Origin of the sequence: Pseudomonas sp. ANT_H4 (assembly GCF_008369295.1) — a bacterium.
Taxonomy (GTDB): Bacteria; Pseudomonadota; Gammaproteobacteria; order Pseudomonadales; family Pseudomonadaceae; genus Aquipseudomonas.
Map to the genome: position 1 here is coordinate 65,851 of NZ_VOBG01000022.1, position 25,165 is coordinate 91,015.

Below are 25,165 nucleotides of genomic sequence, written 5' to 3' on the forward strand. Positions count from 1 at the left end.
CACGAGCCAGCGCGCTCCACGCTGGCTGGCGCGTCGCTATCCGGGATTACTCCAGTATCTTCCCCAACATCCAACTCCCGGCTGGCCCAGGCGGACGTTGGCGTGACCACAGCGCATCCACCGCCACCGAACGCGGCCAGCCGCGCACGTTGAGTTCCTGCAGGTTATCGTTGCCGAAACGCTCCACCAGCCAGCGCGGCAGCGGCGCCCAGCCGAAACCCAGCTGTGCCATTTCCATCAGCATCAGGTAACTGGCCGCCGACCACACCCGGCCTGTGGCGCGGTTGTCATAAGGGTTGACGATGCTCGCCAGGCGTAGCTCGCGGTGTTGCTGCAAGGTCTGCTGATCGACGACCTCAAGGCTGGCCAGCACATGTTGGGGCGAAACGAACAAGGCGATTTCCGTGCGTTCTTCCACCGGGGAACTGGTCAGGTCCGGCGGATAAACCTCCTGCTGTTCGATAAAGGCAATCTGCGCCCGGCCGCTTTGCACCAGATCGATCAGGTCATCGCATTCGGCGATCAGCCATTCCAGCTCCAGGTCGGGGTAACGTTCTGCAAAAGCGATGATGGCGGTTTCAAAGCGCTGCGACTGGTAAGTATCGGACATGGCGATACTGAGCCTGGGCTCCAGCCCCTGGGACAGTTGACTGGCCGCCAGTTCCAGGCGGCTGCTGGCCTCCAGCACCTGTTCGGCCCGTTGCAGCAAGACATGGCCGGCCGGGGTGAGGGTGGGTTTGCGGCTGCTGCGATCAAACAGCACCACGTTCAGGTCAATTTCCAGGCTCGCCACCGCCGCGCTGACGGTGGACTGGCTCTTGCCAAGCTTGCGCGCCGCAGCTGAAAACGAACCTTGGGTCGCCGCCTGGACAAACGCCTGCAACACTTCATGAGAGGCCACGATCTATCGCCTTGGTCGATGGTTATTAGTTATGAAGTATCGGTCTGAGGGGTAATTATGGCAACCGTCGTCACTCATGGAGCTGGGTCATGAACCCTACCAAGTCAATTACTGAACGCGTTTTCCAGGCCATCGGTTTCGAGGTCATGGCCTTGTCGATCTGCACGCCGCTGCTGGCATGGATCATGGATAAACCGGCCCTGGAAATGGGCATGGTGACCCTGGCGATCAGCCTGATGGCGCTGAGCTGGAACATCATTTTCAACAGCCTGTTCGACCGCCTCAAGGCGCGCCTGCAACTGGCCAACGGCGGTTGGACCCGTGTGCTGCACGCCTTGCTGTTTGAAGGCGGCCTGGTGATTGGCTGTGTCCCGCTGATTGCCTGGTGGCTGAATATCAGCCTGTTGCAGGCGTTTATCCTCGACATCGGCGTGCTGCTGTTCTTCCTGCCGTACACCTACGTGTACCACTGGGGGTACGACGTACTGCGCGAGAAACTGATGCAACGTCGGGCGCTCACGGTGTAAGACGGCTCCGACGTTTGCACCGCTGGTATTACAGGAACATCCCGCCCGACGCTTCGATCCGCTGGCCGGTGATCCAGTTGCTGCCGTCAGCGAGCAATTAGGGCAAGCCCCCTCGCCACAACTCAGAACAATTGGGTGAATAACCAGTACAAACTCCCCGACAACACAATCGCGGCTGGCAAGGTCAGCACCCAGGCCATCAGCAGGTTGCGGATGGTCTTCATCTGCAAGCCGCCGCCATTGGCGACCATGGTCCCGGCCACGCCCGAGGACAGCACGTGGGTGGTGGACACCGGCAAGCCAAACATGTCCGCCGCGCCAATGGTCAGCATCGCTACCATCTCCGCCGAAGCGCCCTGGGCGTACGTCATGTGGGTCTTGCCGATCTTCTCTCCTACCGTTACCACGATGCGCCTCCAACCGACCATAGTCCCAAGCCCTAGGGCGATGGCCACGGAAATTTTCACCCACAGCGGAATAAAACGGGTGGCGTTGTCGATCTGTTGCTTGAACAGTTGCAGCTTGCCTTGGGTGTCGGCGTCGAAATTGCCGACCTTGCCCTTGTCTATCAGGCGAATGGTTTCGCTGGTCAGGTACATGTCATTGCGCACGTTGCCCATGGCCTCGGCGGGCACCTTGGCCAACGAGCCATAGCCTTTCACTTCTTCACCGATATGCCCGGTCAGGGCGGCGAGGGCGGGGATCAATTGCGGCGTTGCTTCCTTGGTGCGTACGTAGGTCGACAGGGTCGGACGCGGGTCGGCCGGGGCCGGTTGCGGTGCGCTTTTCACCAAGGCTTGCTGGGTGACTTGGGCTACTGCGGCAAATTGCAGCGACTGGTCGGCCGGCATGGTGCGGTTCAGCGCGTAGGCCATCGGCAACGTACCCACCAGGATCAGCATGATCAGGCCCATGCCTTTCTGTCCGTCGTTGGAGCCATGGGCGAAAGAGACGCCGGTGCAGGTGGCGATCAGCATGCTGCGAATCCACCACGGCGGCGGGGTGTTGCCCTTGGGTGCCTTGTACAGCGAGCGGTTTTTCACAAACGCGCGCAGTGCCAGCAATAGCAGTGCCGCGAAGACGAAGCCGATCAGCGGTGACAGCAGCAACGCATAGCCGATCTTGAATGCCTGGCTCCAATCCACGCCGCTGGTGCCGTCACGCCCGTGCATCAGGGCATTGGCCACGCCGACGCCGATAATCGAACCGATCAAGGTATGGGACGAAGACGCCGGCAGGCCCAGCCACCAGGTGCCGAGGTTCCACAGGATCGCCGCGATCAGCAGGGCGAAGATCATGGCGAAGCCGGCGGATGAACCGACCTGCAAAATCAACTCCACCGGCAGCAAGGCAATGATGGCGAACGCCACTGCGCCACTGGACATCAGCACCCCGAGAAAATTGAAGAATCCAGACCACACGACGGCAAAATGTGGCGGCAACGAGTTGGTGTAGATCACCGTCGCCACGGCGTTGGCGGTGTCATGGAAACCATTGACGAACTCGAAGCCCAGGGCGATCAGCAGCGCCACACCCAGCAGCAGGAATGGCGTCCAGGTAGTCACCACCGTGCCCAGTTCGTGCATGTCGCGCATTAGGCTGTAGGCGGTGAACAGCAGGCCCATGGCGAGGACGGTGAAGAAAGTGATCACCGTCAACAGGCTGGGCTTCTGGTCCAACTGGGGTTTTGAATCGGCTGCGTGAGCCCGTGTGGAAGCGGTCAGGGAAGAGGTGGCCATGCAGGGGCATCCAGTGAGGAAGGATGCCGTCCATGATCATTGCAGAATATTACAGGGATACTGCGGTAAGTCAGTGTTTAGAGGATTGAGTGTGCCGCTGGTCCATAAATCAGTCTCTGGCATGACCGGCCGTAGCAATTGTCGAGCCTCGCTGGGGCTCGACTGCTACGAGGAGCATTGCACCCTTATTCTCAAGGCAAGAGGGGCTCAATAATCCTTGCGCTTGCGAAACGCCCAGCGCCCGGCAATCAAGGTAAACGTTGCCACCAGCGCCACCAGAACCCAGAAGCCCTCGGGGTCCTGGGAAAGCGGTACGCCACCGACGTTCATGCCAAAAAAACCGGCAATGATATTGATCGGTAGCGCCAGTACCGTGACCACGGTCAGGGTGAACAGGGTGCGGTTGCTCTGTTCGTTGAGGTTGGCGGCGATCTCTTCCTGCAACAGTTTGATCCGCTCCCCCAGGGCCATCAGGTCGTTGATGATCAGCGCAAATTCCTCGGTGGACTTGCGCAGCTCCTTCACGTCTTCTTTCTGTAGCCATTGCGGCGGGCGGTTGAGCAAGCGCAGCAACGAACCCGGCTCCAGCGCCAGCAGGCGTTGCAGGCGCACCAGTACTCGGCGCATGGCTCCCAGTTCCGAGCGGTTGGTGGACAGGCGTGAGGACAGCAACTGATCCTCGATCTGGTCGACACTGATACTGGTCTTGCGCACGATCTGCGTCAGCACTTCGCCCTGGTCCCGCAGTAAATGCACGAGCAATTCCAGGGGCGAGCGAAAGCGTTCGCCGGCCTTGACCGAGGAGCGCAGCTTGTCCACCGAGTGCAGCGGTTGCAGGCGAGCGCTGATCAGCAATCGGCTACGGGCGCAGACCCACAGGGTGGAGATGTCCGAAGACATCATGCTGCTGAAGTTGAACACCACATCGTTGACCACCGCCAGTAAGGCCGAGTCCACATGCTCAATGCGAGTGGAGCGCGAGCCTTCGTGCAAGGTCTCGAAAAACTCTTCCGGCAATTCCAGATGCGCCTGCATCCAGCGTTCGCACGCCGCGTGGGCCAGGTTCAGGTGCAGCCAAAGAAATTCGTCGGGATCAGCGGGCTGCTGCAAGGCTTTCAGAGCAGCAGCCGAATCAATCTGCTCGGCTTTTTCACCCGGCCTGAAACGGAAACCGTAAAGCAGGCCAAATAGATCTGAATCCTGATGGCCGTGGTCGATGCTGTGGTTCATGGAGGCTCACAGAGGAAGCGCCTGAAGGAGATTTCACAGGTTCGCTTGAGCGCATCATGGCAAGTCGATTTGACGGTTTTGTGACGGTTTTAGAATTGGGTGACAGGTAGGATTAACGCCCATAAAAAACGCCGCGCGACCCGAGGGTGGCGCGGCGTTTTCAGGGTTTAACTCAGGTGTCTTGTTTGTTGGTCAGGACTTCGCCGGTTTTGGCGTCCAGGTCCACGTCCCATTTCACGTTGCTGGTGTCACGCAGTTCGGTCTGATAGATCAGGCGGCCGGCTTTATCTTCCAGTTCGGTGTCGACAATGGTCGCACCAGGGTGTTTAGCCAGGGCTGCGGCGTTGAGCTTCTCGAAATCCATGACGGCGCCGGACTTGAGCAGGCCTGGAATCTGATCAGGACGGACATCGGCCTGGGCAAGACCTGCGGTCAGGGTCAGGGCGGTAGCGGCGAACAGAGCAGTCAGCTTTTTCATGGTGTGGATCCTTCTGGGTGAGCTGTTTAAGTGGGATCAGGTTAACCAGCGCAACTTAACTTATCCTTAATTTGGCCGGTCGATTGCGTCGTTTGTTCAAGCGGCTACCGCAGCGCGATTTCATGCTGCTGTCTCAATCATGGGAGACACAGATGAAACAGTTGATGGCCAGGGTGTGCGCGCCTTTATTCTGCGCGGTGTTTATCGGATGGGCGCTGTGGTTGGTAGACAGCGCCGCAACGGGATCGTTGCCCGCGGCGTTTGCACGCGGTGCATCACAGTGTGCAGCGGCTCTACGGTTTTAACGGGTTGATGTACAGGACAGGTCCTGGATGTTCGCTACTTAAGAGCAGCATGGCGTGAACTTGGTGGGGAGTCATAAGTTTAGTTGAACGAATCATAGGGCTCTGAAAAAACGAAAATTCGCGCGAACTTTAGGACTCTTCTTACATCAATCCCTTTGCCGTCTTGCTAGCGTGCGGTGCTCAGGCTGTGGTTTGAGTATCGGGTTTTGCTTATCTCTTCAGCTCAAGAATCAGCGCCTTATACGAAGGTTTTTTCCTCCTTGCTCAACGCTCGTTATTTGGAATAGGGAACGGTCATATGCGTCAAAGGGATTTGAGGTTCACCTTTTCTGTGCCGTCCGGTCGGACAGAGTTTGAGGTCGTTGAGTTTCGGTTGGAGGAAGCTATTTCCGAGCCATATCGGCTGTCGCTAGAGCTGGCCAGTTTCAACGCCAATATCGATTTTAGCCAAGTACTCGATCAACCAGCACTGCTCACAATCTGGCAAGGCGCCACAGCTGTTCGCCATGTTCATGGGATGATCTCAAGCTTCACCCAAGGCAAGACAGGGTTCCGGCGTACACGTTACCGTGTCTTGGTTGAACCGCATTTGGCCCGCCTTTCGCTGAGTTCCGACTGGCGCATCTTCCAACAGAAAAACGTGCCCGACATACTCAAATCGGTGCTGTCCGAGCACGGCGTACTCGATTACGAACAACGCATAAATACCGAGCACTTGCCCCGCGAATATTGCGCTCAAGCAGGGGACACTGATCTCTACCTGTTTGATCGGCTGTCCACCGAAGAAGGTCTGTTCTATTTCTTCAAACATGACGCAACCACCCATACGTTGATCCAGAGCGACAAGCTCTATGTTCAAGAGCGCATCCAGGGTGGACCGGTGCTGTACACCACGCAGCCTGCCGCAGATGCTATGCAGCCGGTGCTTTATGCGTTCAGTTATACGGAGAACGTGAGAACGGTCGAGTAAACCCAGCGTGATTACACCTTCAAACGTCCCACTTTCGACCAGCAACAGCATACCGTCGGCGAAGATCTGGAGCGCCAAGCCCCGCACTATGAGCGCTACGATTATCCGGGCCGCTATAAGGTTAGTACGGTTGGCAAACCCTTTACGCAAAATCGCCTGCGCGGCCACCGTCGTGATGCTCAAGTTGCCATCGTGGAAGGTGACGACCCGCGGCTGATTCCGGGTCTGTCTTTTCAACTCACGGGTCATCCTAGGGCAGACTTCAACCGCTGGTGGCGAACGGTACGAATCACACATAAAGGCGTGCAGCACACCAGCCAACAAGAAGAGTCTGCCGACTCCGAAATGGGCGTAAGTTACGACTTCACTGCCGAGATCATTCCTGAGCAAATGGAATGGCGTCCTGCCCCTCTGCCTAAACCTCGTATGGACGGACCGCAGATTGCCAGTGTGGTGGGGCCCGAAGGAGAAGAGATCTACACCGATGAATTTGGCCGGGTAAAGGTTCAATTTCCATGGGACCGAGAAGGCAAAAACAATGACTTCAGTTCCTGCTGGATTCGGGTGTCGCAGAACTGGGCCGGTGCTGACTGGGGCCCCATGGCAATCCCGCGTATTGGTCAGGAGGTCATTGTTGATTACCTCGACGGAGATTGTGACCAGCCAATTATCACTGGCCGCACTTATCGTGCGACCAACATGCCTCCTTACCAACTGCCCAGTTTCAAAACGCTCAGCACCATCAAAAGCAAAGAGTACAAGGGCGGTCGGGCCAACGAATTGCGCATTGACGACACCACCAAGCAGATCAGTGCTGCCTTGATGAGTGATCACGGCAGCACGGCCTTGCACCTGGGCTACCTGACTCATCCTCGCCCGAGTGGCGGTGAGCCCCGTGGCGAAGGTTTTGAGCTACGCACAGACGAACAGGGTGCGTTGAGAGCTGCTAAAGGGTTGCTACTGAGTACAGAGGCACAACTCAATGCTGGAGGGGGACATCTCGACCGTGGCACGGTGGTGCAGGTGCTGGAAGCCGCGCTGCAACTGGCGAAGGGCTTGGGTGACTATGCTGCCGATAACCAAGGCGTTGGCCATGACACCACCCATCAGAAAAACCTCAGCGAGGCAGTGCGTGATCTGGGCTACGGTGCAAACAATGAACCTGACAAAGGCAACGGCGGCAAACCCGCCATCGCCCTGAGTGGCGAAGCGGGTGTGGCGGTGACGTCTCCCAACAGTCTTACGCTGGCGGCCGGCGAGCATATCGACAGCGTGGCCCAAGAGAACCAGCATCTGACCTCCGGACAGAAGTTCGTAGTCAATGCGGGTACGGATCTGGGGTTATTTGCCCACAGCGGCGAGATGCGCCAGATCACCCACCAAGGGTTGATGCTGCTGCAGGCCCAGAAGAACAATATCCGCCTGGAGGCGGATCAGAGTGTGGAAGTCAGCGCGACAAACAAGCACGTGCTGATCTCAGCCAGTGAGCACATCACTCTGATGTGCGGCGGTGCTTACCTCACCCTCAAGGGCGGCAATATTGAGCTGGGCATGCCGGGCAACTTCACGGTCAAGGCAGCCAAACACAGCATGCTGGGTGGTGCCAGTCTTGCGGCAGAGCTGCCGAAGTTCAAGGTTGGTGACACCCAGCGACGCTTCATGCTCAAGCAGATCGATGGGCACTCAGCGATGCCCAACATGCCGTACGAAATAACCATGGGCAATGGGGACATCCTCACAGGTACTACCGATGCACAGGGCGCCACGCAGTTGTTGCAAAAAGATGCGATGAACATCGTCAATGTGGCTATTCACAAGACACCGTGAGCATCGTAAACGCGGCCTTGAACAAGCTCATCAAATCCGTCGGCGAGTAAATCGGATGTCGATTCGCTACTAAGAAGAATGTAAAAGCGATCGGCGCAGCACGTTAATTTCAGAGGCCACCTCAACGGGGCGATCAACGGCCGTAAGTTTGGTTTTAGGTCGAACATGATCCAGGCAGTTGATGAAAACGGAGTAATACCACATGGAGCAGATGCACGATGAATGACGCTGTCCAGACGAAAAAAATCTGCTCTGCGCAATCGATCACCATGCCGGGTGGCGGTGACGTACACCTGATCCCGCCGCCGCCAAAACCCTGCGTAACCATTGTCGTGCATGGTGTCAATGATCTGGCCGGTTGCTATGAGCGTATCGAACGCGGCTTGTGTAAAGGCCTCAATGAGCGCCTGGACCTGTCGCCGACACTGCCCAATGGCGCGAGCAACCCCGGGTACCTGACGTCGGCCGGATACAGCGAGCCTAAAGATGACAACGGCAAAGCGACCAATCCCGATGCCATGTATTACCGACGTAAGTTCGGTGCTTCCAGCAACGGTGGTACGAATCGCAGCGTCGTCGTCCCATTCTATTGGGGCTTTCGCGAAGAAGAGGAATTCATCAAAAAGAATGAACCTCACGGTGAATGGTTGGACCGTAATAACAACCGTCTGGACAAGGCAGGTACCAAGGAAGGTGGCCAGTTCGCCAATGCCACCACCAACTTGCCGGATATGTGGGGTAAGGGGTTTAACGGCAAGTTGTTTGGTTTCATTTCCCTGGATGCACTTGGCGGCGATTTGACCCACCCGTTGTACACCGCCGCAGGGCGCCGCTACATGATACTGGCCGCTATGCGCTTGGCGATGTTGATCAAGATCATCCGCAAGCGTTACCCCAACGACACCGTCAATGTGGTGGGTCATAGCCAGGGGACGCTGATCAATCTGGTTGCACATGCGTTCCTCAAAGATGAGGGCGTGCGTCCTGCGGACGGCGTGGTGATGATCAACTCCCCCTATAGCCTGTTTGAACCCGTTACCGAAAAGTTTCAGACGGGCCGCAGCCAACAAACCGCCGAGGCGCGTATGGCGACCCTCAATGGCATCTTGCAGTTCATTGCAGGTGCTCCTAATCAGTCCCCGGCGCTATCGAAGATTGCCCTTAAAAACTGCCAGGGCTATGGGGCCATTGGCGGTCCGGACTGGATGGGTAGTGCAGGAAGCGCAGCCAACATCGATGGAGAAAAAGTCCCGTTCAATGAGCGGGACAACCGCGGTTGTACCTACCTGTATTTCACGCCCCATGACCAGACCGTGGGGCTGGCTAACGTAAAGGGTATTGGTTGGCAAGGGGTGGGTGACGAGGTGCATGGCAAACCGGCACGTACGCTGTTGCCTAATCGCTTTCACCAACGCGTTTTTACCTTGCGAAAACGTGGCGGCGAAAAGGAGCTGATCGGCCTGCACACACCGCCCTATGTGTATCCCCTGCGAATTAAGGGCGAAGGTACTTGGGATGACACGGGGCTGCCTTTTAAACAGAGGCTTTCCTTTGTGCGTGGCGAGCTTGAGCCTGGAAGTCAGGTCATGCTCACCGCGCCATTGCTGCCGGTGCCTGTCTACACCGACTTTTCGGCGGATGGAACGGTGACAGCCCCTGGAGATGATTCCAAAAGCGGGATCTACCAGTCCACCGATACGCTTGACCCTGTAGACGCGGCGATAGCGGTGAGCAACAAAGGCTGGACGGCCGAAGACACTCGACACGCAAGAAGCGAACTGATGAGTGAACCCGATGCATTTAAATATGGACGCGACCCGCTCAGCGTAGAAAGAGCTCTCAATGAAGGTAAAGACAAGGCGCACTCCACTTCCGTTTTCGCTGCCCGTGCCAAAGGTGATGGTCAAGTGTTAATCACGCGTTCGGAGACCCCATATGAGGCACGGCTGCGTTTGCAGGAAGAGTATCGGGAACCGTTGTCCTTTCACTCAGCCATTCCGAACAACCCGGAACATAGCCGGCGAGTATTGGCGTATGACTTGGCTATTGGCGCTGGGGAGAGTGTGGATGATACGACTTTTTATGCGTATTTGTGCCGGGTGGCAGATTGGCGGTTGGATTGGAAAAGGACCGACGGCGACATAATCGGTCAAAATGAAGATGACTTCGAACGCCCAGAGGAAGAGGTTCAGCAGCTCTACCTTCAAGATGAACATAGGATTTTGATCGACTCCACAGTGAGGTACCGTCAAACCGGGACGCTGCCAGATACCGTAAAGAGCACCATGCCCTTGTTAGTCGCAACACAGACGTTGGAAGGCCAGAAACTCGGTAAACCCGTGCGCTTCGGGGGGGAAGCCTAATGCGCTGCATACTCCCTTACTTGTCTATTACCGGCTTGCTGCTAAACAGCCACTTAGTTCTGGCGGCAGAGTCCTCTCTGGCATCCGCCCGTTGCTTTGCCACTCCAGCCACTTCGGTGACTGCTTACACCTCGACCCCAAAGGCCTCTATTATGTCCGCTGACACTCGTTTTCGTGCACCGTCCTCTTCACCTCACCTGGAAACTTTGGACGTGCTCAGTATTGGTGTTAGCCTAGATGTATTTCGTCAGGGACAAATTTGGCAAGCGCTGCACGAACAAAATGCTAAGCAACTGGAGACCCTACATGTGGGCAGCATCCTGCCCGTGGATACGAAGAAGTATCCGATCACCGCCGATGACAAAAATATGGCTTATTCCAAGCGAAAAGCTGACGCATTAGAATTAGGGTTGCGAGACTTCATAGAAAAGTGGCCGATCCCCACTATTACCGTGGTCCGTGACTGGAACGCCAATACACCGAACTTGCGTTTCGCGCCTGAACAAACACGCGAAATGTTGACGAGTATGGTCAATAGCTTTCGTACTGATGCTGGTCTTCACTGGCATCGCATAAGTAATGTAAAAGATGGTGTTGTTTGTAACGACACACCCGAAGGCCTCATTGAAAACATCTTCCAACTGTTCGAGCACAACCCAGACCTGCCTGCCGTCCTGATTTACAACGTCGAAGGCATCAATATGGCAGGCGCTTTATCGAGTAGAGATACTTCTCTTAAGTCACTCGGTGCTGTCGCCGGCCCACGCCAACCCGACAAACTCACCGACACCATGGTCGCTCTAGTCGTCGCCCGCCCCGAACGTGTCGAATGGCTGCGTTATTACGCACAGTACGCCAAGGTCAACGACAACAAAATCGACCCCAAATTTACCGGCTGGGGTTGGCGCAAACCACCCGTGGAGTTCCAGCCATCCGAGTTCATCCCGCAGCCCTGGACGCAACGAGCGTTTGAGCAATGGGATGCGCTACCGGTGCTGGCCAAGATGCATCGGCCCGTCACCGTATCCCTGCAACGTCCAGACAATGGCGAGCGTCTAAAACGTGACGCCCTGAGCGCACAACTGGCCAGCGGCTGGAAAAAAGCCACTGACGGAATTGCCCCCACACCGGCACGCGTGTTCTACGACGCAGGCTTGAATAGCACGCCACTGGCCGAATTGGTCCCGGCTCTCGCCGCAGCCCACAGCTCACTCGACCTGCTCGACTCCCGCGAAAGCTATGATCTGACCCAGCGCCTGGGCGATACCGGCGCCGCGTCACCCTTCGTTGGCATTGCCCTGGCTACCATGGCCAGTTACCAGAACGCCGATACCAGCGTAGTCATCCCTCTACGCCGCCAGGACCAGGCCACGATCATCACTATCACCTCACCCACACCAGGCAAGAAACCTGTAGGTAATAAGTTCGGCGTTAGCCTGATGCCGCAAACCGCCAGTAGCAATGAAGTGCCCCCCGCGCCCGAAACTACAAGCCCGCGGCCAGCACCTTCGTTGGCGAAATTCGAAAACGGCGATTACGCCATCGAAGAGTTCGTCGCCAGCCTGAAACCCAAGGTCGACTGGATGGATGATCTGTAAACCTCGGCCCAAACCCGACATCACCCGGGCGGCACGCGTCCGACCTTTTGGAACACACAGGACTGACACAGCCATGGACATCATTCGGCTTGGCGACTCCACCACCCACGGTGGAACAGTGATTGAAGCATTTCCTCAAACCGACTTGAACGGCAAGCCCATGGCGGGTGTAGGGCATAAGGTTGTATGCCCTTTATGCAAAGGCGTGTTTCCGATTTCGCAGGGCAGCACCTTGCTGGATGTTGGCGGTATTCCCGTGGCGCTGCACGGAATGAAAACCGCCTGTGGTGCCAGTCTGATCGCTAGCAGTCCCAGAGGAGAGGCTGAAAGTTAAATGTTGCCGAAGAAAATAAATACTTGACAAAGTTAAGGTGTTTGATGGGGCGTCAGCATCGCCAGGCTTTTAACTTTGGGAAAGTCTCATCATTTATTCAGAGTATTTCCTATATCTATTTAAGTGATGGCCTGTAAAAAATTGATTATCATCAGGAGCCGCAAAAATGAATACAAATGAACAAGTGCAAAGCACCGGTAAATACAACGCAAAATGGTAGGAACGCTTTAATTTTTTTGACAGTTATGGTTCGCCGAGCGATCCACGATACAAGGAGGCAATCAAAATGCAGTCTGGCGTCAAGAAAAAAATGCGTATTAACGCCAACTTGATTGCATTTTTCTTCGGCCCTATCTACCTATTCGTCTTGGGCCTCTGGAAGAAAAACCTTGCCATGCTGGGTATCACTCTTGCAATTAACGTCGTGCTCAGTGTGATTTTTTCGATCTTTGGTATGGACTTTCCTCGGCCGTTGAACACAGGTCTGAATATCGCGGTTTCCCTGACTTATGCGCTCACGGCCAACTACTCCTACTATCTAAAAGAAGTGAAAGGCGAACAAAGCTGGAATCCGTTTCAAGGCATGCGTTTCTGATTACAGATCTGGCCAGTGAAGAGCCCGCACCTCACTTTCATGAGGATGCGGGCTCGTTGTTTCTGAATTACGAATAAAAATCCGGGATAAAAAATCTAACTTTGGTTAAGCGTAAGAGTCCGGCAGACACGCCTTGCCGGTCGGCGAACTGGGTAAGGTGCTGATTATCTGCCTACGCCAAAGCAAGACGACGCGATAGCCGCGCTCTGGCGGCATGGATTGGCGTCGCCGTATCCCCGATATGGTCAGCATCCACGTGCGCCCACCGGAGATCGAAGGCCGGCTGATGCCTGAGCACTGGGAGTGTGCGACCTGATTAAGGCTAAGGCAACGCCTCTTCTATAGGCACGTTACTGGGCGGACCAGTGGCCACCTTATGCTAGTAAAAATGATTGACTCGACGGCAACTTCGTCGACGGAGGGCTTCCGTGCAGCGCTTAACGGCATGCTGCTGGCAATGCGCAAGAGCGCGACCTACGACCAGGGTAGGGAGATGGCGCGACACGCCGAGATCACCCAGAAAACCGGCATAACGACCTACTTCTGCGATCCGCACAACCCGCAGCGCGGCAGTAACGAAAACATCAACAGTTTGATCAGTCATTACTACCCAAGGGGGCTGACCTGTCGGGACGCAGCCAATAACAGTCGGATGCCATTGCCGTTTAACTAAATACGCGATCCGTAAACACTCAGACTTCAATGCCCAATTGAAATGAGGAGATTACTCAAAAGGCGCAAAATTATGCGGCACCATGCACGCACTTCAAGCCAACAACCTGGTTGCGCTCAGCTCCTACGACCGCGCTTTTTTTCATCTTGTTTGAAGCGATTTTGCAAAAGCGAGGGGCCCTTACATCCGTCGCACCAGATGCTGGAGGCAACGGCGGGGTTGGCGCCCTTTATCCTGTGGGGCGCGCTCGACTCGCGCGTTGTCCAGGGTTTCAAGGGAGGGTTCGGCAGTGGTCAGGACTTGCTGCAGCTTCTGGGCCTAAAACGGCCGAGCCACAGGTGACCTGACCACTCGTTTTTTTGGGGCGGGCCACTCAGTAACCATTGTCCTCCAGCAGGTTCGACACGCTCGAAGCTGGCGCGCGATTGTAGTACTTGAGCAGTTCGGCGGCGCGGTTAGTGAAGATGCCATCGACACCGGCGTCCATCACTTTCTTGAAGTCCACCGGCTCGTCGACAGTGTAGACGTGCACCAGAAGGCCCTTGTCGTGGGTCATCTGGTTCATCCATGGCTGGACCAGATCCGAATAGCTTTGGTCACCACTGTTGGTCAGCAGGGCCGATGGGCCGGTGCCGATGGCGCCAAGGCTCTTGGCCTCGTCGATCCATTTTTCGAACTCGGCGTTGTCCTTGGGTTCCTGCTTGGCGTAGTAGGCGGCTTTAGTGGTCTCGCCGGATTCGGCGAAGGTCACTTTGGACTTGGGTTCAATGCTGCCTTCACCCACCCACAGCAGAAGGATTTTTGGCGTGTTAGGCATTTCCTTCTGCAGCTCCTTGAGGCTGTCCTTCTCGAAGGTTTGCAGCACCACGCGGCCCTTGCCTTGGCCGACCCCAATGACCTTCTGGGCTTGGTTGGAACCGGTAGAACTCAGCCAACCTTTGTCCAATAGCTTGTTTTTCAGGTCACCCTCGATCCCCGGAAACTGCTTCGGCTCTTTGGTTTCGATGTACAAGCCTGGTTTATGTTGCGGGTTGCTTTCTGCAATTTTGATGATTTCATCAAGGGTAAGAATTTTCAGCCCGACGAACCCTGGCCGTGCGCGATCCGGGTAAACGGTGTTGAACCAACTGCCGGCGTCCAGGGTTTTCAGCTCGGCCATGGTGAACTCGTTGGCCGGGCTGTCCTTGCGCTCAGGGAATTGGGTGGCGACGTCGGTGGTGCGTTGCAGGTTGTTGTCGTGCAGGGCGAACAGCACGCCGTCCTTGCTACGTTGCAGGTCCAGTTCCAGGTAGTCGGCACCCAGGTCACGGGCCACTTTATAGGCCGCGGCGGTGGACTCCGGAGCATCAAAGGACGCGCCTCGATGAGCAATGACCGCAGGATGGGGAATGCCTTCCTTGGTTGCCAGTTCAGTCGAGCTGATCGGGCTGGCAGCCTGTGCGTGGCCAAGGCCCAGCATCAGGGCGAGCAGCAGGGCACTCTTGGTAAACGTGACAGGCATATGCGAGGTCCTTTCGTGGAGGTAGCTTCAAGAAGGCTTCCTTTTTAACAATTGAATGCAAAACGCGCTATCACCAAACCGACATTAACGTGCGCATGGGCCATTTTTCTGCGCTTTTGTGCCGTGCTTTGCAGTACTCTTGGCCCGAGTTTCCCCACTAGAGGGAAACCTGCATTGCCTTCTTTTCTTGCCTCGTGTGTAAACCATCGTTCACTTCCCCTGTGGGACTTTTCAGTGAGGTTTACCATGCGCATCACGTCCGAGCTTATCTGCCAGGCAGCCGACCAACTCAACGGCTTTGTTGGCCTGAACCGCAAGACCGGCCATTACATCGTGCGTTTCAGCGAAGATTCCTTCGGCATGGACGTCGCCGACGACGGCATCATCCCCACCAGTGAGTTTGTCTGGCTGCCTGTTGATGAGCAGACCATGACCCTGTCCCGTGAGCACATTCAGTTGCTGCTGGACCAGAACATCGACGACCGCATCAACATCACCGAACCGCTGCATGTGTACATGCGCCGGGTGGAAATCGCGCAGATCAGTGCGGTGCGCAGTCTGGTCAGTTAAGCGAACGCATAGGCGCGCTCCACCTTGCATACCCGCGTATGAAACGCCGAGTACCAGGTGGACCGGCCTTGTTCACGCACTTCACGGTGTTCGCCATGCTGCTTCCAGGCGAGGATTGCTGCCTCGCTGCTCCAGTAGGACACGGTAATCCCCAAGCCATCCTCACCTCGGGCCGACTCAACGCCGAGAAAGCCTGGCTGTTCGTGGGCTAGTTCCAGCATGCGCTCGGCGGCTTCACTGTAGCCTTGATCCACCTCGGTGCGCAGTGAGCTGAAAATCACCGCGTAGTAGGGCGGGGCCGGTGTTTGGGCGATCATGCCGAGGCCCTGAGCAATGCCTTGACCAACGGTGGGACGATGCCTTTCAAGGCAGCCCGTTCCGGCTGGAACAGCGTCGCGACATAAAACGGATGATCATCGAGTTCCACCACTCGTAAATCGCCAGTAGCGTCATGGCCGGTGGCACGCAGGGCACCGCTCAGTAGGGCGTTAGCGAAGTCGGGATTGACGCCGTAGCGGCAGCGGTAGCCTTCGCTGATGTCTTGGCTGCCATAGGCGTTGGCAGTACGCGAGCCTTCCAGTAGATGGATGCTGTCGGTCGTCTCCACCAGTGTGCAACTCAGTGGCGATAGCACCGCGCGAGGCGAATCCGGCGCTAGTTCACCATGTTCGGCATCGGCCCAGCCCAACACATTGCGGGCGTATTCCAGCACGCCATGTTGAAAACCGCCGCAGGTGCCGAGGAAGGGGCGCTGCTGTTCGCGGGCATAACGGATCGCCAGGAGCGCGCCATCCAAGTCCCGATAGGGGCTGGCGGGGACACACCAGAATCCGTCGAAGTGCTGTAACTGTTCAATGGAGTTGATGGTGTCGGTAGCCAACCAGTCGAAATCCACGGTCAGCCCCAAAGCATCGCCAGCCAGTTGCAGGGCCACGGGGATGGCCTGGTGCGCAGTGACCTGCGGGTCGTAGTCACCGATCAGGGCCAGGTGCACGGAGGTTTTAGTCATCGGTTGTATTCCTTGGCTTGTTGAGTCCTAGTGGCCACTATAGATTGGCGTTCACGCAATCAATATTGGCGTTATTACACATGCTCAATGCAGCTGCGCACTATCGAATCGACTACCCCGACCTCTCATTGATTCTCGCCCTGGTGCGCGGCGGCACCCTGGCGCGGGCGGCGGCGTTGCTGCGAGTCGATGTGTCCACGGTGTTCCGGGCGGTGCGGCGTCTGGAAGCTGCGCTGGGCCAGGCCTTGTTTGAAAAGAGCCGCGCTGGCTACTTGCCCACCACCTTGGCCACCGCTCTCGCCGAGCAGGCCGAACGCGCTGAGCAGGCTCTGGAAGCCGCGCGCATCGGCGTGGAGCAGGGCGGTGAGGTGATCAGCGGTACGGTGCGCCTGACCTGCACCGACTCGGTGTTGCAAGGCTTGTTGCTGCCGGCCCTGGCGCAATTCATGCCCCGGTACCCGGCGTTGACCCTGGAGTTGAGCACATCCAATGACTTCGCCAACCTCAGCCGCCGCGACGCTGACATTGCCCTGCGGTTGACCAAGGCCCCACCGGAGCATTTGGTGGGCCGTTGCCTGGGGACGGTCGCTTATCGGGTCTGTGCCAGCGCCAGTTACGGGCAGCAGCATGACGGGCATGACCTGGCGGCCCTGGCCTGGATCGCGCCGGATGACTTTTTGCCCGATCACCCGACGGTGGCCTGGCGCCGCCAGCACTTGCCGGGAGTGCTGCCAAGCTACCGCTGCAACAGCATGCTTTCAGTCACTGAGTTGGTGCGCGCCGGGTTGGGCGTAGCGGCGTTGCCGGATTTTCTCTTGGGTGAGCATCACGGCTTACAACCCCTGGGGCCGGCGCTCGTCGGACATGACACGGCCCTGTGGTTGCTGACCCGGCCTGACTGCCGAGCACTGCGCTCAGTGGTGACCTTATTCGATGAGTTGGGCCAGCATGTGCGGTTGCCTGGGGGCTAAGGTTTGCGCACAAACTGCTGATGCATCTCGCTGGTCAGGCTTTCGATGCGTTCGGTCAGCTGTTTGGTCATCTCCGTCAGCCGGGTGTTCTGCTCCAGCAACTCCAGAAGTTGCGCGGTGTTCTGGGCGGCCTGGGCTTGGCGCTCGGTATTGGCTACGGCCAGGGCTTCGCGGTGTTGCGCATCGGCGTCGGACTGGGCTTTGTCCCGGGCGGCCTGGCGCGTTTGGGCCAGTAGAATCAGCGGAGCGGCATAGGCCGATTGCAGGCTGAACGCTAGGTTGAGAAGGATGAATGGGTAGACGTCAAAGTGGGTGACGCCTGTCCCGTTGAGTACCACCCACAGCACCACAATCGCCGTTTGCGCACCGAGGAAGGTCGGCGTGCCAAAGAAGCGCGCAAAGGCTTCGGCTTTCAGGGCGAAGGTGTCGTTACCAAAGGTCGGCTCCAGGTGAGCGTGGGCGCGATGGAAACGCAGGTGATCGACTTTGGCTTGAGGTTTATCTGGGGTCATGGCGGGCTCGGATCATCGGCATAAGACAGTGATCCACTATAGACCGATGACCCTGTCGAACACGTGAAAATCCCCGCTGTTGCCCTCGAAGGCCGTGACAGGGGCGAAGGGTGTTACAGGCCCGCCGCTCGCACCTGTTATCAGCGTATGTTCAGGCAGAACGGGCAATCACGCTTTCTGCGACAGCAACGCGGTTGCGCCCCGTGCCTTTAGCGGCATACAGCGCTTTGTCAGCAGCATTGAGCCACATGTGGGCCTGGGTGAATTGCGGTTGGTAGGAGGCCAGGCCGATGCTCAGGCTGACCCGTAGCTCAGGGGCTTGCGGGTCGCGGTAACGGCTGAACATTTCCCGCAAACGCTCCATCACATAGCTAGCCTGCTCCTGGGACACGTCTGGAAGAATCACACAGAACTCATCTCCTCCATAACGCCCCGTCAGGTCGTTTTCCCGCACGCTGCGCCGCAGTTCCTTACTCAGTTGCCGCAGCACTCGGTCGCCGACGATGTGGCCGTAGGCGTCGTTAATTTTCTTGAAGTGATCGATGTCGATCAGGGCGATGGTAGCTTGGGTTTGTTGCTGCTGACACTTGTGAAACTTCAGTTGCAGCAGGTCCTTCCAGGAGCCGTGATTGAGCAGGCCGGTCAGGCTGTCGGTACGGCCGAGGGCGCTCAAGGCTCGCTTGTGTTCGGACAGCTTGATGGCCAGACGGTAACTGGCCATGCCGATGGCTACCGGGTAGAGGGTCAACATCGGCAGGCAGGCATACACCTGGATCAGGCTTACATTGGGGTTGAACGAAGGCCCGAACACCAGCCAGGCCAGCGCGATACCCACCAATTGCGCGAGGGCACCCCGAATCATCAGCTGCTTGCCGCCCGCCGCGACGTTGTGCATGGTCATCATCGCGAGGATTGTCACCGCGGTCAGTGGTGTGAATTGGGTTGCCGCCGCCCAAAATCCGCCCGACAGCGAGTCATAGAGCAGGTTGCGCCGCTCTGCCTGGTAGGGAAACGGCGAATGGCTCGACAGCTGATACGCCAGGTGCGGCCAGATAAAGGCGTTGAACAGCCACAAGCCCCAGACCCAACTCGGCATCGGCAGCGGGTACAGGGCGGCAAGCACACAGATGCTGCCAATGCCCAGCCCGATAATCCTTGGCCGATAAATGCGTCTGGCAAATGACAGCCCTTTGCCTCGTAGGTTTTCCATAGATTCCTGCGTCAGGTTTTTTTTTTTGGCGAACACGAAGGCGCACATTATCGAAAGGCCATATATGCCAGATGATAGGCGAATATTGTCAGCGATTCGCGCAGGAATAATCAGTGTCCTTCTAGGCCATTTGCGCACAAACCGGGGGGGTTAGGCAAAAACGACCTGCTGATGTCGCGCAGGCGACAGGATCGGCTGGGGCCGTTTGCGAGGAAGCGGCTTAACGGCGGTCGGTGATCTCGTAGCCAGCCAGAAACAGATCCATGGCCGACTCGATGACACTGGCCTGAGTGGCTGCATCCAGGGTGGGCTGGCCGAGGGTGATTTGCGGCCAGAAGGCGAAAGCCTTGAGCAGGCTTTGCACCTGATGAGCGGCGAAGCACGAGTCGACTGCCTTGAGCCGGCCATCCTCTTGTGCGGCTCGGACCCACAGGGTGAAACCTTCTTCCCGCTCGCTCAGGCGGTTGACAATATCTTGGGCTCGCTCCGGTGAGTGGATAGTGGCGGCAATTGCCACCCGCGCCAGGTCGAGGAAATTGGCGTCCGACATCATCTTCATCTTGGCTTGCAGCAACACCCGCAATTGGTCGCGCAAGGGGTGTTCGCTGCTGTAGCTGACGTCCAGTTGCGCCACGCTGCTGGCCCACAGTTGATGCAGGATCTCGGTGAACAATTCTTCCTTGCTGGGGAAATGGTTGTACACCGTACGCTTGGACACACCGGCCGTGGCGGCGATCTTGTCCATGCTGGTGACCTCGAAACCGTTGTCGCGAAACTCGGCGATGGCAGCCGCCACGATGGCTTCGCGTTTACGGTCGGTGAGGCGCTGGGGTGCAGTCATGAGGGGATTTCGGCTCTGTGGAGAAAATTACACTCGGTAGTTTACTTGTTCCGGGTTTTGTAGCAACCTTGAAACTACACTGTACAGTGTAGTTACTGGCACGCTTCGGAGTCACCTCGTAATGGCCACGATATCGCCCCGTCTTATTTCATCTTCTACGCTGAAATCTTCCAAACAGCAGGAAGGTCACTTCAGCAATCACGCTTGCGTGCAGCACGCGGGTTTTGGCAAGACTTTACGGATTTTCTGGAAAATGCTCTTCCACAAACCCCGCAGTACCCGCCCTGTGGGCGGGATTGCGGTGCAACGCCTGACCCGCGAGCAGCTATTCGCCGCCCCCGACCATAGCGTGTTTCGCCTGGGTCACTCCACGGTCCTGTTGAAAATGCGCGGCAAGTTCTGGCTTACCGACCCCGTGTTCGCCGAGCGCGCCTCGCCCTTCAGCTGGGCCGGCCCCAAGCGTTTCCACCAACCGCCCATCAGCCTTGATGAGCTGCCGCCGATTGAAGCAGTAATTCTTTCCCACAATCATTACGACCATCTGGACCGCCAGGCCGTGGTGCAACTAGCGGACAAGACTCGCTACTTTCTGGCGCCGCTGGGTGTTGGCGACACTCTGATCAAGTGGGGCGTGGACGCCAGTAAAGTCCGGCAACTGGATTGGTGGCAAGGCACCGAGGTCGACGGCATTCGTTTTGTCGCCACCCCGGCCCAGCATTTTTCCGGCCGCAGCCTGTTCGATGGCAACCAAACACTGTGGGCCTCGTGGGTGATCATCGATGATGCGCGGCGGATCTTCTTCAGTGGCGATACCGGCTATTTCGACGGTTTCAAGCACATCGGCGAGCAGTACGGGCCGTTTGACCTGACCCTGATGGAAACCGGTGCCTACAACGTCGACTGGCCCCATGTTCATATGCAACCAGAGCAAACCTTGCAGGCTCACATTGACCTCAAGGGTCGCTGGTTGCTGCCGATCCACAACGGCACCTTCGACCTGGCATTTCACGCTTGGCACGAACCCTTTGATCGCATCATGGTGCTGGCCTGGGAGCGTAATGTGTCGATTGCCACGCCGCCCATGGGCCAGGCATTCATGCTGACGCAACCTGATCGGGGACGAGCCTGGTGGCTGGATATCGAGCCTGATGGGGTTGAAGAACACGCCTTGGGTTGAGGCGCGGGCTGGCTTGAGGGCCGCTTTGGCAAAAGGGCTTTTTGTAGGCACTGGTACGGGGTTATCAGCAGGCGTTACGGCAAAGTACCCTTCCGGATGCTTGAGTCGTTACGAAAAAAGCACCGCCTTCCCGGCCTTGGCCGCCCGTTACAACGACGGCCATCATAGCTATAGCCTCCACAGCCTGCGCCGGCATGGAGCCTGGATGAAGGAACTCGGTTGCCCGCTGATTCGACTGGACTCTACGCACCATTCGGTTGAGGCGTTGCTGGGGCAGTTGATGCAGGTGCTGAGCCCAGAATCCGCGAGATGATGCCTCTTGGGGCAGTCTCGGCAGTAGCCATCACGGCAGTGGGGCGCCGCACACTCATTCCCCAGCCCGGCGCGAACCCCGGGAAAAACACGAGCCCCTCAGCCTCCAGGCGAAACCCCAGGGTGAGGCGGGTCTTGTCATCGACCTCGCCATGGCTTTCAAAGTGTTGAATCGCGTCTACCTCCACCAAGGCTTCACGGGAGAAGTCTTCCCGGCTCCAGCCCAGCATCGCGCGGGCCTGGACGCTGTGCCGTGGGGTGAATTGATGGAGGACGATTTGTTGATCTACGGTGCTGCTCATTGCCAGAGAGGACATGGGCTTTCTCCAGGAGTCCGACGGGGGAGGACAAACTATACTGTGTTTTTGTACAGTTGTTTTGACCGCTCATCAACTGGATTTTTTCTCTGGGTCTGCGCTGCTCTATTCCGCCACTTCCAGGTTTTCAATACAAACCTTTTCATGACTACTGCGATGTTAGCCTTCAACTGTTCTAAAGCTGCGTGCGATTTTTTTATTTTTCTTCCAGTCCCAGCGCTTCCCGAATAATCAGGTGATCCAGGTTCTGAATATCGGCACTGAACACCCCGAACGTCTGCTCGGGGTCTTTCTTGCTCGGGACCTGTTTCAACTCCGGCGTAACCCCATAGAAGAAGCAATACAACGCCCGCTCACTGTCCACCGCCGCCTTGATCTGCTCCAGGAACGCCTTGCGCTTGCGGTAGTTTTCGATGAGCGCCTTGTTCAGGTAGACGTTGACTGAGTAGGGCTTCTTGTCGAGCCAGACCTTCTTTTCGAAGTCGATGCGAAAGCTGCGTTGGTAATCCTTGATCTCCTTGATTCGTCCCCAGTAGATCAGCCCCTTGTTGTCCTGCAGGTATTCGATCTTCTTGAAAAACGTCCAGTAAGTCGCGCTGTGCTCGCCGATCTTCAGCGGCATGCCCTTGAGCTTGTCCTTGTCGTCGATGTTGGAGACGTAGCATTCCACCGGGTGGGCGAAGACGCTGGTCTTTTCTGGCGTGGTGTCGCTGGAACTGTGGGATTCGGTGTTGCGGTTTAAGGGTGTTTCCACTGGGGCCTGCAGAGCAGCGCCCTCGGTTCCGACCACTGGCGTTTTGCGCTCGTACTGACGGCGGGCCAGGACAAACTCTGACGGGAAGTTTTCCTCGCGTGCATCCTCGGCTTCGCCGGTTGCTGCCCTGTGACTGGCGTAGCGACAGCCGTCAATGTGACGGGTGCTGGGGATGTTTTTGAAGTGGGGCGTGCGCAGGTAGTTGACGTTCTTCGCGTTGAATGTGCCCAGCGCGTTGCCCGCCGCAAACGCCGCCCGGCATTCATCGTTAGGGCAGAGGAAACTGTCCTTGTCCGAATCAAAGGCGGCGGTTTCATCGAAATTCAGATCCCGAACGTCGTAGATCGACACCTTTTCGTCGAGACTCAGGCAGTAGGCCGTATCGAATTTCATGGGCTCGGGTCCGTGAGATATTTCGCTATTAATAGCGGGATATTGCCCAAATATCAGCCGCGAAGGAAATTCAATGTGGGTCGAGCTTTAGCGAGGCTGCGATGGCATCAGCGCTGCCGCCCCCGCCGCCTGGCCGAATGAAAGTGCCGAAAATGCGCATCCTGCGCCGCCGCCAATAACTCCCGATCCCCGCGAGTATCGCCCCAAGCCCTGAGCCGATACTCACCCAGATCCCCATAAACGGCCTCAAGTCGAAGCACCTTATTCTCACACCGACAGTTATTACCCGTGAGCCGCCCCGTCAGCACGCCATCCACCACTTCAAGCTCCGTCCCAATCAACTTGATCCCAAGCCGATCTGCAAAAGGCTGCAACACCAACGCCGGCGAAGCGGAACACAACGTCACCACCGCCCCAGACCCAATCTCATCCTCAACCGATTGCACGCCCGCCGGACGCATCAATCGCGCCCAGTTCGCCTGGCAGTACTCCTCGGCCTTCTGCTGTACCCACGCTTTCTCCACTCCGGTCATAAACGTGCGGATCAGTTGCGCCTTGAGCTCATCACGACTGATCTGGCGCAGCAGGAACCGCACACCAGGCACGGCCAGTTTCAGCATTCTCCGGCTGAACTCCCACTTGCCAAAAGCAAACTTCAGGAAGGGCACAAAACTGTCGTGGTGGGTCAGGGTGCCGTCGAAGTCAAAGACCGACAGCACCTTGGCGCCTAATGGACCGGATTCGAGCATGTCTGGGTTCACGGGATGGTCTCGATTTTGTGGAGCGGGTTTTCGAAATACATGTTCTATAACTGCCGGAGTTTACTCTTCCCGCAATCTCGCGATTTTCAAATACAACTCTGCTGTAAAAACGTGTCGATCACTCGACCGGTGGCAACGTTGATGGCAGTTCGGGCACAGTGCCACTGCGTTACTGGTCCGGTCCGAACCGTCCTGAGCTAGAAACTTAACATGGTGCACTTCAAGAAACGGCGTGCCGTCATGTCCTGTGAACGGCGCCGGTTCACCACAGCCTTCGCAAATGCCCTTTGCTTTTTGTCGAACCCAAGCTCGCACCTGAGGGGCCCGCACATAAGAAGTGCTGGTAGTACTGACCTGCTGCGGGTTCACTATCCCTTGTGGCTCTGCGGTAATCGCCAGTTTCTGCAACGTGGCGGCACGCGCCTCAAGCTCCGCTTCATCGGCTGTAGCGACATAAGTCTCTGCATCCAAAACAGCTTTAGCTTCCAGCACCGCGCGAATACGAGCACTCACACCGACGCCAACGTTTTTAGCTGGCACGTAACCTTTGATGGGTTGCCAACCCAACAGCTGAATCACCGCAGAAATATTCTGCATGCGGTACTCAATAGACGAAGCGCTACGCAGGCTCAACGGCCCTTCGCGTAACAAACGGTTCTCCACCGATTTTTTGAACGCCTGGCCACTCTGCTCAAGCTTCAACATTTTCAAATAGGCATCGACCGAAGCTTCAAGCTCCGCGTCACTCCAGCCTGCATTACCTTTTTGCGTATCCATACAGTCGCCGAGGGTAGAAAACCCTCGGACGATACTGAGCGGCCATTATCACGTCTACGAAATTTCCTACGTCCTTGTAGGATTTTTTGCGTTCAGCGAATACAAAAAAGCCCTGAGCTAGTCAGGGCTTCTTTAGATCGTGATAGCTATTAGCTCAAATCCGGCAAGTGCTAATTGGCTTAGGAATCAATCCCAGCTAAGCGCTCCACCTGTCTGATACTCAATAACCCGAGTCTCAAAGAAATTCTTCTCTTTCTTCAAGTCCATGATCTCGCTCATCCATGGGAATGGATTCGTGGTCCCTGGATACTCTTCCTTCAAGCCAATCTGCGACAGGCGACGGTTAGCGATGAACTTGAGGTAGTCCTCCATCATCGCCGCATTCATCCCCAACACCCCGCGCGGCATGGTGTCGCGAGCGTATTCAATCTCCAGTTGCGTGCCCTGCAGAATCATCTGGGTCGCTTCTTCCTTCATCCCGGCATCCCACAAGTGTGGGTTTTCGATTTTGATCTGGTTG

Annotated in this window: 24 protein-coding genes and 2 pseudogenes; 11 read left to right on the forward strand and 15 right to left on the reverse strand. The window is 56.9% G+C overall.

Annotated features, from left to right (window positions below; all coding sequences use genetic code 11):
• Positions 1–46: 46 nt before the first annotated feature.
• Positions 47–901, reverse strand: coding sequence for a LysR family transcriptional regulator (locus FQ182_RS23000; protein ID WP_149413820.1), 855 nt, complete (start codon positions 899–901; stop codon positions 47–49).
• An 89-nt stretch (positions 902–990) separates the two neighbouring features.
• Here FQ182_RS23000 and FQ182_RS23005 point away from each other — a divergent pair, with 89 nt between their 5' ends.
• Entirely contained in the window at positions 991–1,428 is a 438-nt protein-coding gene (locus tag FQ182_RS23005; protein WP_149413821.1) for a multidrug/biocide efflux PACE transporter, read from the forward strand.
• A gap of 122 nt (positions 1,429–1,550) precedes the next feature.
• On the opposite strand, the gene FQ182_RS23010 is transcribed toward FQ182_RS23005, so the two are convergent.
• The 3 genes from FQ182_RS23010 to FQ182_RS23020 form a co-directional block, all read right to left on the reverse strand.
• Positions 1,551–3,167 carry an inorganic phosphate transporter gene (locus tag FQ182_RS23010; RefSeq protein WP_149413822.1) on the reverse strand — a complete coding sequence of 539 codons (1,617 nt, stop codon included), beginning with the start codon at positions 3,165–3,167 and terminating at the stop codon, positions 1,551–1,553.
• A gap of 207 nt (positions 3,168–3,374) precedes the next feature.
• A complete protein-coding gene (locus FQ182_RS23015) occupies positions 3,375–4,397 on the reverse strand; it encodes a transporter (protein WP_149413823.1) in 1,023 nt (340 codons plus the stop codon).
• A 172-nt stretch (positions 4,398–4,569) separates the two neighbouring features.
• On the reverse strand, positions 4,570–4,875 hold the full coding sequence (locus FQ182_RS23020) for a PepSY domain-containing protein (protein ID WP_133099475.1): 306 nt from the start codon (positions 4,873–4,875) through the stop codon (positions 4,570–4,572).
• A gap of 603 nt (positions 4,876–5,478) precedes the next feature.
• On the opposite strand from FQ182_RS23020, the pseudogene FQ182_RS23025 reads away from it, so the two are divergent.
• The 7 genes and pseudogenes from FQ182_RS23025 to FQ182_RS31045 all read left to right on the forward strand — a co-directional run bounded on the left by FQ182_RS23025 (position 5,479) and on the right by FQ182_RS31045 (position 13,540).
• Positions 5,479–7,977 (forward strand): annotated as a pseudogene (locus FQ182_RS23025) (type VI secretion system Vgr family protein).
• 218 nt (positions 7,978–8,195) lie between these two features.
• Positions 8,196–10,340 (forward strand): DUF3274 domain-containing protein, encoded by a 2,145-nt coding sequence (locus tag FQ182_RS23030; protein ID WP_149413824.1) that lies wholly within the window; start codon positions 8,196–8,198, stop codon positions 10,338–10,340.
• A complete protein-coding gene (locus tag FQ182_RS23035; RefSeq protein WP_306108732.1) occupies positions 10,340–11,938 on the forward strand; it encodes a DUF2875 family protein in 1,599 nt (532 codons plus the stop codon). The genes FQ182_RS23030 and FQ182_RS23035 overlap by 1 nt, the downstream gene beginning before the upstream one ends.
• Positions 11,939–12,011: 73 nt before the next feature.
• Entirely contained in the window at positions 12,012–12,272 is a 261-nt protein-coding gene (locus tag FQ182_RS23040; protein WP_149413826.1) for a PAAR domain-containing protein, read from the forward strand.
• 166 nt (positions 12,273–12,438) lie between these two features.
• Positions 12,439–12,867: pseudogene (locus FQ182_RS23045) on the forward strand (DUF2628 domain-containing protein).
• 218 nt (positions 12,868–13,085) lie between these two features.
• Positions 13,086–13,154, forward strand: coding sequence for a hypothetical protein (locus FQ182_RS31040; protein ID WP_371923909.1), 69 nt, complete (start codon positions 13,086–13,088; stop codon positions 13,152–13,154).
• Positions 13,155–13,255: 101 nt separating this feature from the next.
• Positions 13,256–13,540 carry an IS30 family transposase gene (locus FQ182_RS31045; RefSeq protein ID WP_371923908.1) on the forward strand — a complete coding sequence of 95 codons (285 nt, stop codon included), beginning with the start codon at positions 13,256–13,258 and terminating at the stop codon, positions 13,538–13,540.
• Positions 13,541–13,913: 373 nt separating this feature from the next.
• On the opposite strand, the gene FQ182_RS23055 is transcribed toward FQ182_RS31045, so the two are convergent.
• The gene (locus tag FQ182_RS23055; protein ID WP_149413827.1) at positions 13,914–15,041 is read right to left on the reverse strand and encodes a glycerophosphodiester phosphodiesterase; all 1,128 of its coding nucleotides are present in this window, start codon (positions 15,039–15,041) and stop codon (positions 13,914–13,916) included.
• 246 nt (positions 15,042–15,287) lie between these two features.
• Here FQ182_RS23055 and FQ182_RS23060 point away from each other — a divergent pair, with 246 nt between their 5' ends.
• Positions 15,288–15,611, forward strand: coding sequence for a DUF2025 family protein (locus FQ182_RS23060; protein ID WP_149413828.1), 324 nt, complete (start codon positions 15,288–15,290; stop codon positions 15,609–15,611).
• On the opposite strand, the gene FQ182_RS23065 is transcribed toward FQ182_RS23060, so the two are convergent.
• Together FQ182_RS23065 and FQ182_RS23070 are read right to left on the reverse strand one after the other, a co-directional pair.
• The gene (locus FQ182_RS23065) at positions 15,608–15,928 is read right to left on the reverse strand and encodes an antibiotic biosynthesis monooxygenase (RefSeq protein WP_149413829.1); all 321 of its coding nucleotides are present in this window, start codon (positions 15,926–15,928) and stop codon (positions 15,608–15,610) included. The two genes, FQ182_RS23060 and FQ182_RS23065, sit on opposite strands and share 4 nt — an antisense overlap.
• Positions 15,925–16,620 (reverse strand): CTP synthase, encoded by a 696-nt coding sequence (locus tag FQ182_RS23070; protein WP_149413830.1) that lies wholly within the window; start codon positions 16,618–16,620, stop codon positions 15,925–15,927. Before FQ182_RS23070 ends, FQ182_RS23065 begins: the two co-directional genes overlap by 4 nt.
• Positions 16,621–16,700: 80 nt before the next feature.
• Between FQ182_RS23070 and FQ182_RS23075 the strand changes: the two genes are divergently transcribed.
• Entirely contained in the window at positions 16,701–17,591 is an 891-nt protein-coding gene (locus FQ182_RS23075) for a LysR family transcriptional regulator (RefSeq protein ID WP_149413831.1), read from the forward strand.
• Here the strand turns inward: FQ182_RS23075 and FQ182_RS23080 are convergent.
• From FQ182_RS23080 to FQ182_RS23090, 3 genes are all read right to left on the reverse strand, one after another.
• Entirely contained in the window at positions 17,588–18,103 is a 516-nt protein-coding gene (locus FQ182_RS23080) for a DUF1003 domain-containing protein (protein WP_149413832.1), read from the reverse strand. The two genes, FQ182_RS23075 and FQ182_RS23080, sit on opposite strands and share 4 nt — an antisense overlap.
• Before the next feature lie 151 nt (positions 18,104–18,254).
• Complete coding sequence (locus tag FQ182_RS23085) at positions 18,255–19,313, reverse strand: diguanylate cyclase (protein WP_149413833.1); 1,059 nt, start codon at positions 19,311–19,313, stop codon at positions 18,255–18,257.
• A 220-nt stretch (positions 19,314–19,533) separates the two neighbouring features.
• Positions 19,534–20,154 carry a TetR/AcrR family transcriptional regulator gene (locus tag FQ182_RS23090; RefSeq protein ID WP_149413834.1) on the reverse strand — a complete coding sequence of 207 codons (621 nt, stop codon included), beginning with the start codon at positions 20,152–20,154 and terminating at the stop codon, positions 19,534–19,536.
• A 121-nt stretch (positions 20,155–20,275) separates the two neighbouring features.
• On the opposite strand from FQ182_RS23090, the gene FQ182_RS23095 reads away from it, so the two are divergent.
• The gene (locus FQ182_RS23095; RefSeq protein WP_149413835.1) at positions 20,276–21,331 is read left to right on the forward strand and encodes an MBL fold metallo-hydrolase; all 1,056 of its coding nucleotides are present in this window, start codon (positions 20,276–20,278) and stop codon (positions 21,329–21,331) included.
• Positions 21,332–21,573: 242 nt separating this feature from the next.
• Here the strand turns inward: FQ182_RS23095 and FQ182_RS23100 are convergent, their stop codons facing one another.
• From FQ182_RS23100 to FQ182_RS23120, 5 genes are all read right to left on the reverse strand, one after another.
• A complete protein-coding gene (locus FQ182_RS23100) occupies positions 21,574–21,960 on the reverse strand; it encodes an XRE family transcriptional regulator (RefSeq protein ID WP_149413836.1) in 387 nt (128 codons plus the stop codon).
• A gap of 196 nt (positions 21,961–22,156) precedes the next feature.
• Positions 22,157–23,107 carry a hypothetical protein gene (locus tag FQ182_RS23105; RefSeq protein ID WP_149413837.1) on the reverse strand — a complete coding sequence of 317 codons (951 nt, stop codon included), beginning with the start codon at positions 23,105–23,107 and terminating at the stop codon, positions 22,157–22,159.
• Positions 23,108–23,214: 107 nt separating this feature from the next.
• Positions 23,215–23,856: an HAD-IB family hydrolase gene (locus FQ182_RS23110; protein WP_149413838.1), complete on the reverse strand. Its 642-nt coding sequence runs from the start codon at positions 23,854–23,856 to the stop codon at positions 23,215–23,217.
• Positions 23,857–23,928: 72 nt separating this feature from the next.
• Positions 23,929–24,645, reverse strand: a complete 717-nt coding sequence (locus tag FQ182_RS23115; RefSeq protein WP_149413839.1) for an HNH endonuclease — start codon at positions 24,643–24,645, stop codon at positions 23,929–23,931.
• Positions 24,646–24,831: 186 nt separating this feature from the next.
• Positions 24,832–25,165 (reverse strand): ribonucleotide-diphosphate reductase subunit beta (locus FQ182_RS23120; protein WP_178114506.1); only part of this gene is annotated, 334 nt, incomplete at its 5' end.

Bases quoted from the DNA above. Each gene is read 5' to 3' on its own strand.
- FQ182_RS23055 (WP_149413827.1), bottom strand. From the start codon at position 15,041: ATGCCTGTCACGTTTACCAAGAGTGCCCTGCTGCTCGCCCTGATGCTG.
- FQ182_RS23035 (WP_306108732.1), top strand. From the start codon at position 10,340: ATGCGCTGCATACTCCCTTACTTGTCTATTACCGGCTTGCTGCTAAAC.
- FQ182_RS23040 (WP_149413826.1), top strand. From the start codon at position 12,012: ATGGACATCATTCGGCTTGGCGACTCCACCACCCACGGTGGAACAGTG.
- FQ182_RS23015 (WP_149413823.1), bottom strand. From the start codon at position 4,397: ATGAACCACAGCATCGACCACGGCCATCAGGATTCAGATCTATTTGGC.
- FQ182_RS23005 (WP_149413821.1), top strand. From the start codon at position 991: ATGAACCCTACCAAGTCAATTACTGAACGCGTTTTCCAGGCCATCGGT.
- FQ182_RS23060 (WP_149413828.1), top strand. From the start codon at position 15,288: ATGCGCATCACGTCCGAGCTTATCTGCCAGGCAGCCGACCAACTCAAC.
- FQ182_RS23105 (WP_149413837.1), bottom strand. From the start codon at position 23,107: ATGAAATTCGATACGGCCTACTGCCTGAGTCTCGACGAAAAGGTGTCG.
- FQ182_RS23115 (WP_149413839.1), bottom strand. From the start codon at position 24,645: ATGGATACGCAAAAAGGTAATGCAGGCTGGAGTGACGCGGAGCTTGAA.
- FQ182_RS31045 (WP_371923908.1), top strand. From the start codon at position 13,256: ATGATTGACTCGACGGCAACTTCGTCGACGGAGGGCTTCCGTGCAGCG.
- FQ182_RS23075 (WP_149413831.1), top strand. From the start codon at position 16,701: ATGCTCAATGCAGCTGCGCACTATCGAATCGACTACCCCGACCTCTCA.
- FQ182_RS23030 (WP_149413824.1), top strand. From the start codon at position 8,196: ATGAATGACGCTGTCCAGACGAAAAAAATCTGCTCTGCGCAATCGATC.
- FQ182_RS23065 (WP_149413829.1), bottom strand. From the start codon at position 15,928: ATGATCGCCCAAACACCGGCCCCGCCCTACTACGCGGTGATTTTCAGC.
- FQ182_RS23085 (WP_149413833.1), bottom strand. From the start codon at position 19,313: ATGGAAAACCTACGAGGCAAAGGGCTGTCATTTGCCAGACGCATTTAT.
- FQ182_RS23080 (WP_149413832.1), bottom strand. From the start codon at position 18,103: ATGACCCCAGATAAACCTCAAGCCAAAGTCGATCACCTGCGTTTCCAT.
- FQ182_RS23020 (WP_133099475.1), bottom strand. From the start codon at position 4,875: ATGAAAAAGCTGACTGCTCTGTTCGCCGCTACCGCCCTGACCCTGACC.
- FQ182_RS23100 (WP_149413836.1), bottom strand. From the start codon at position 21,960: ATGTCCTCTCTGGCAATGAGCAGCACCGTAGATCAACAAATCGTCCTC.
- FQ182_RS23095 (WP_149413835.1), top strand. From the start codon at position 20,276: ATGGCCACGATATCGCCCCGTCTTATTTCATCTTCTACGCTGAAATCT.
- FQ182_RS23010 (WP_149413822.1), bottom strand. From the start codon at position 3,167: ATGGCCACCTCTTCCCTGACCGCTTCCACACGGGCTCACGCAGCCGAT.
- FQ182_RS23110 (WP_149413838.1), bottom strand. From the start codon at position 23,856: ATGCTCGAATCCGGTCCATTAGGCGCCAAGGTGCTGTCGGTCTTTGAC.
- FQ182_RS23070 (WP_149413830.1), bottom strand. From the start codon at position 16,620: ATGACTAAAACCTCCGTGCACCTGGCCCTGATCGGTGACTACGACCCG.
- FQ182_RS23090 (WP_149413834.1), bottom strand. From the start codon at position 20,154: ATGACTGCACCCCAGCGCCTCACCGACCGTAAACGCGAAGCCATCGTG.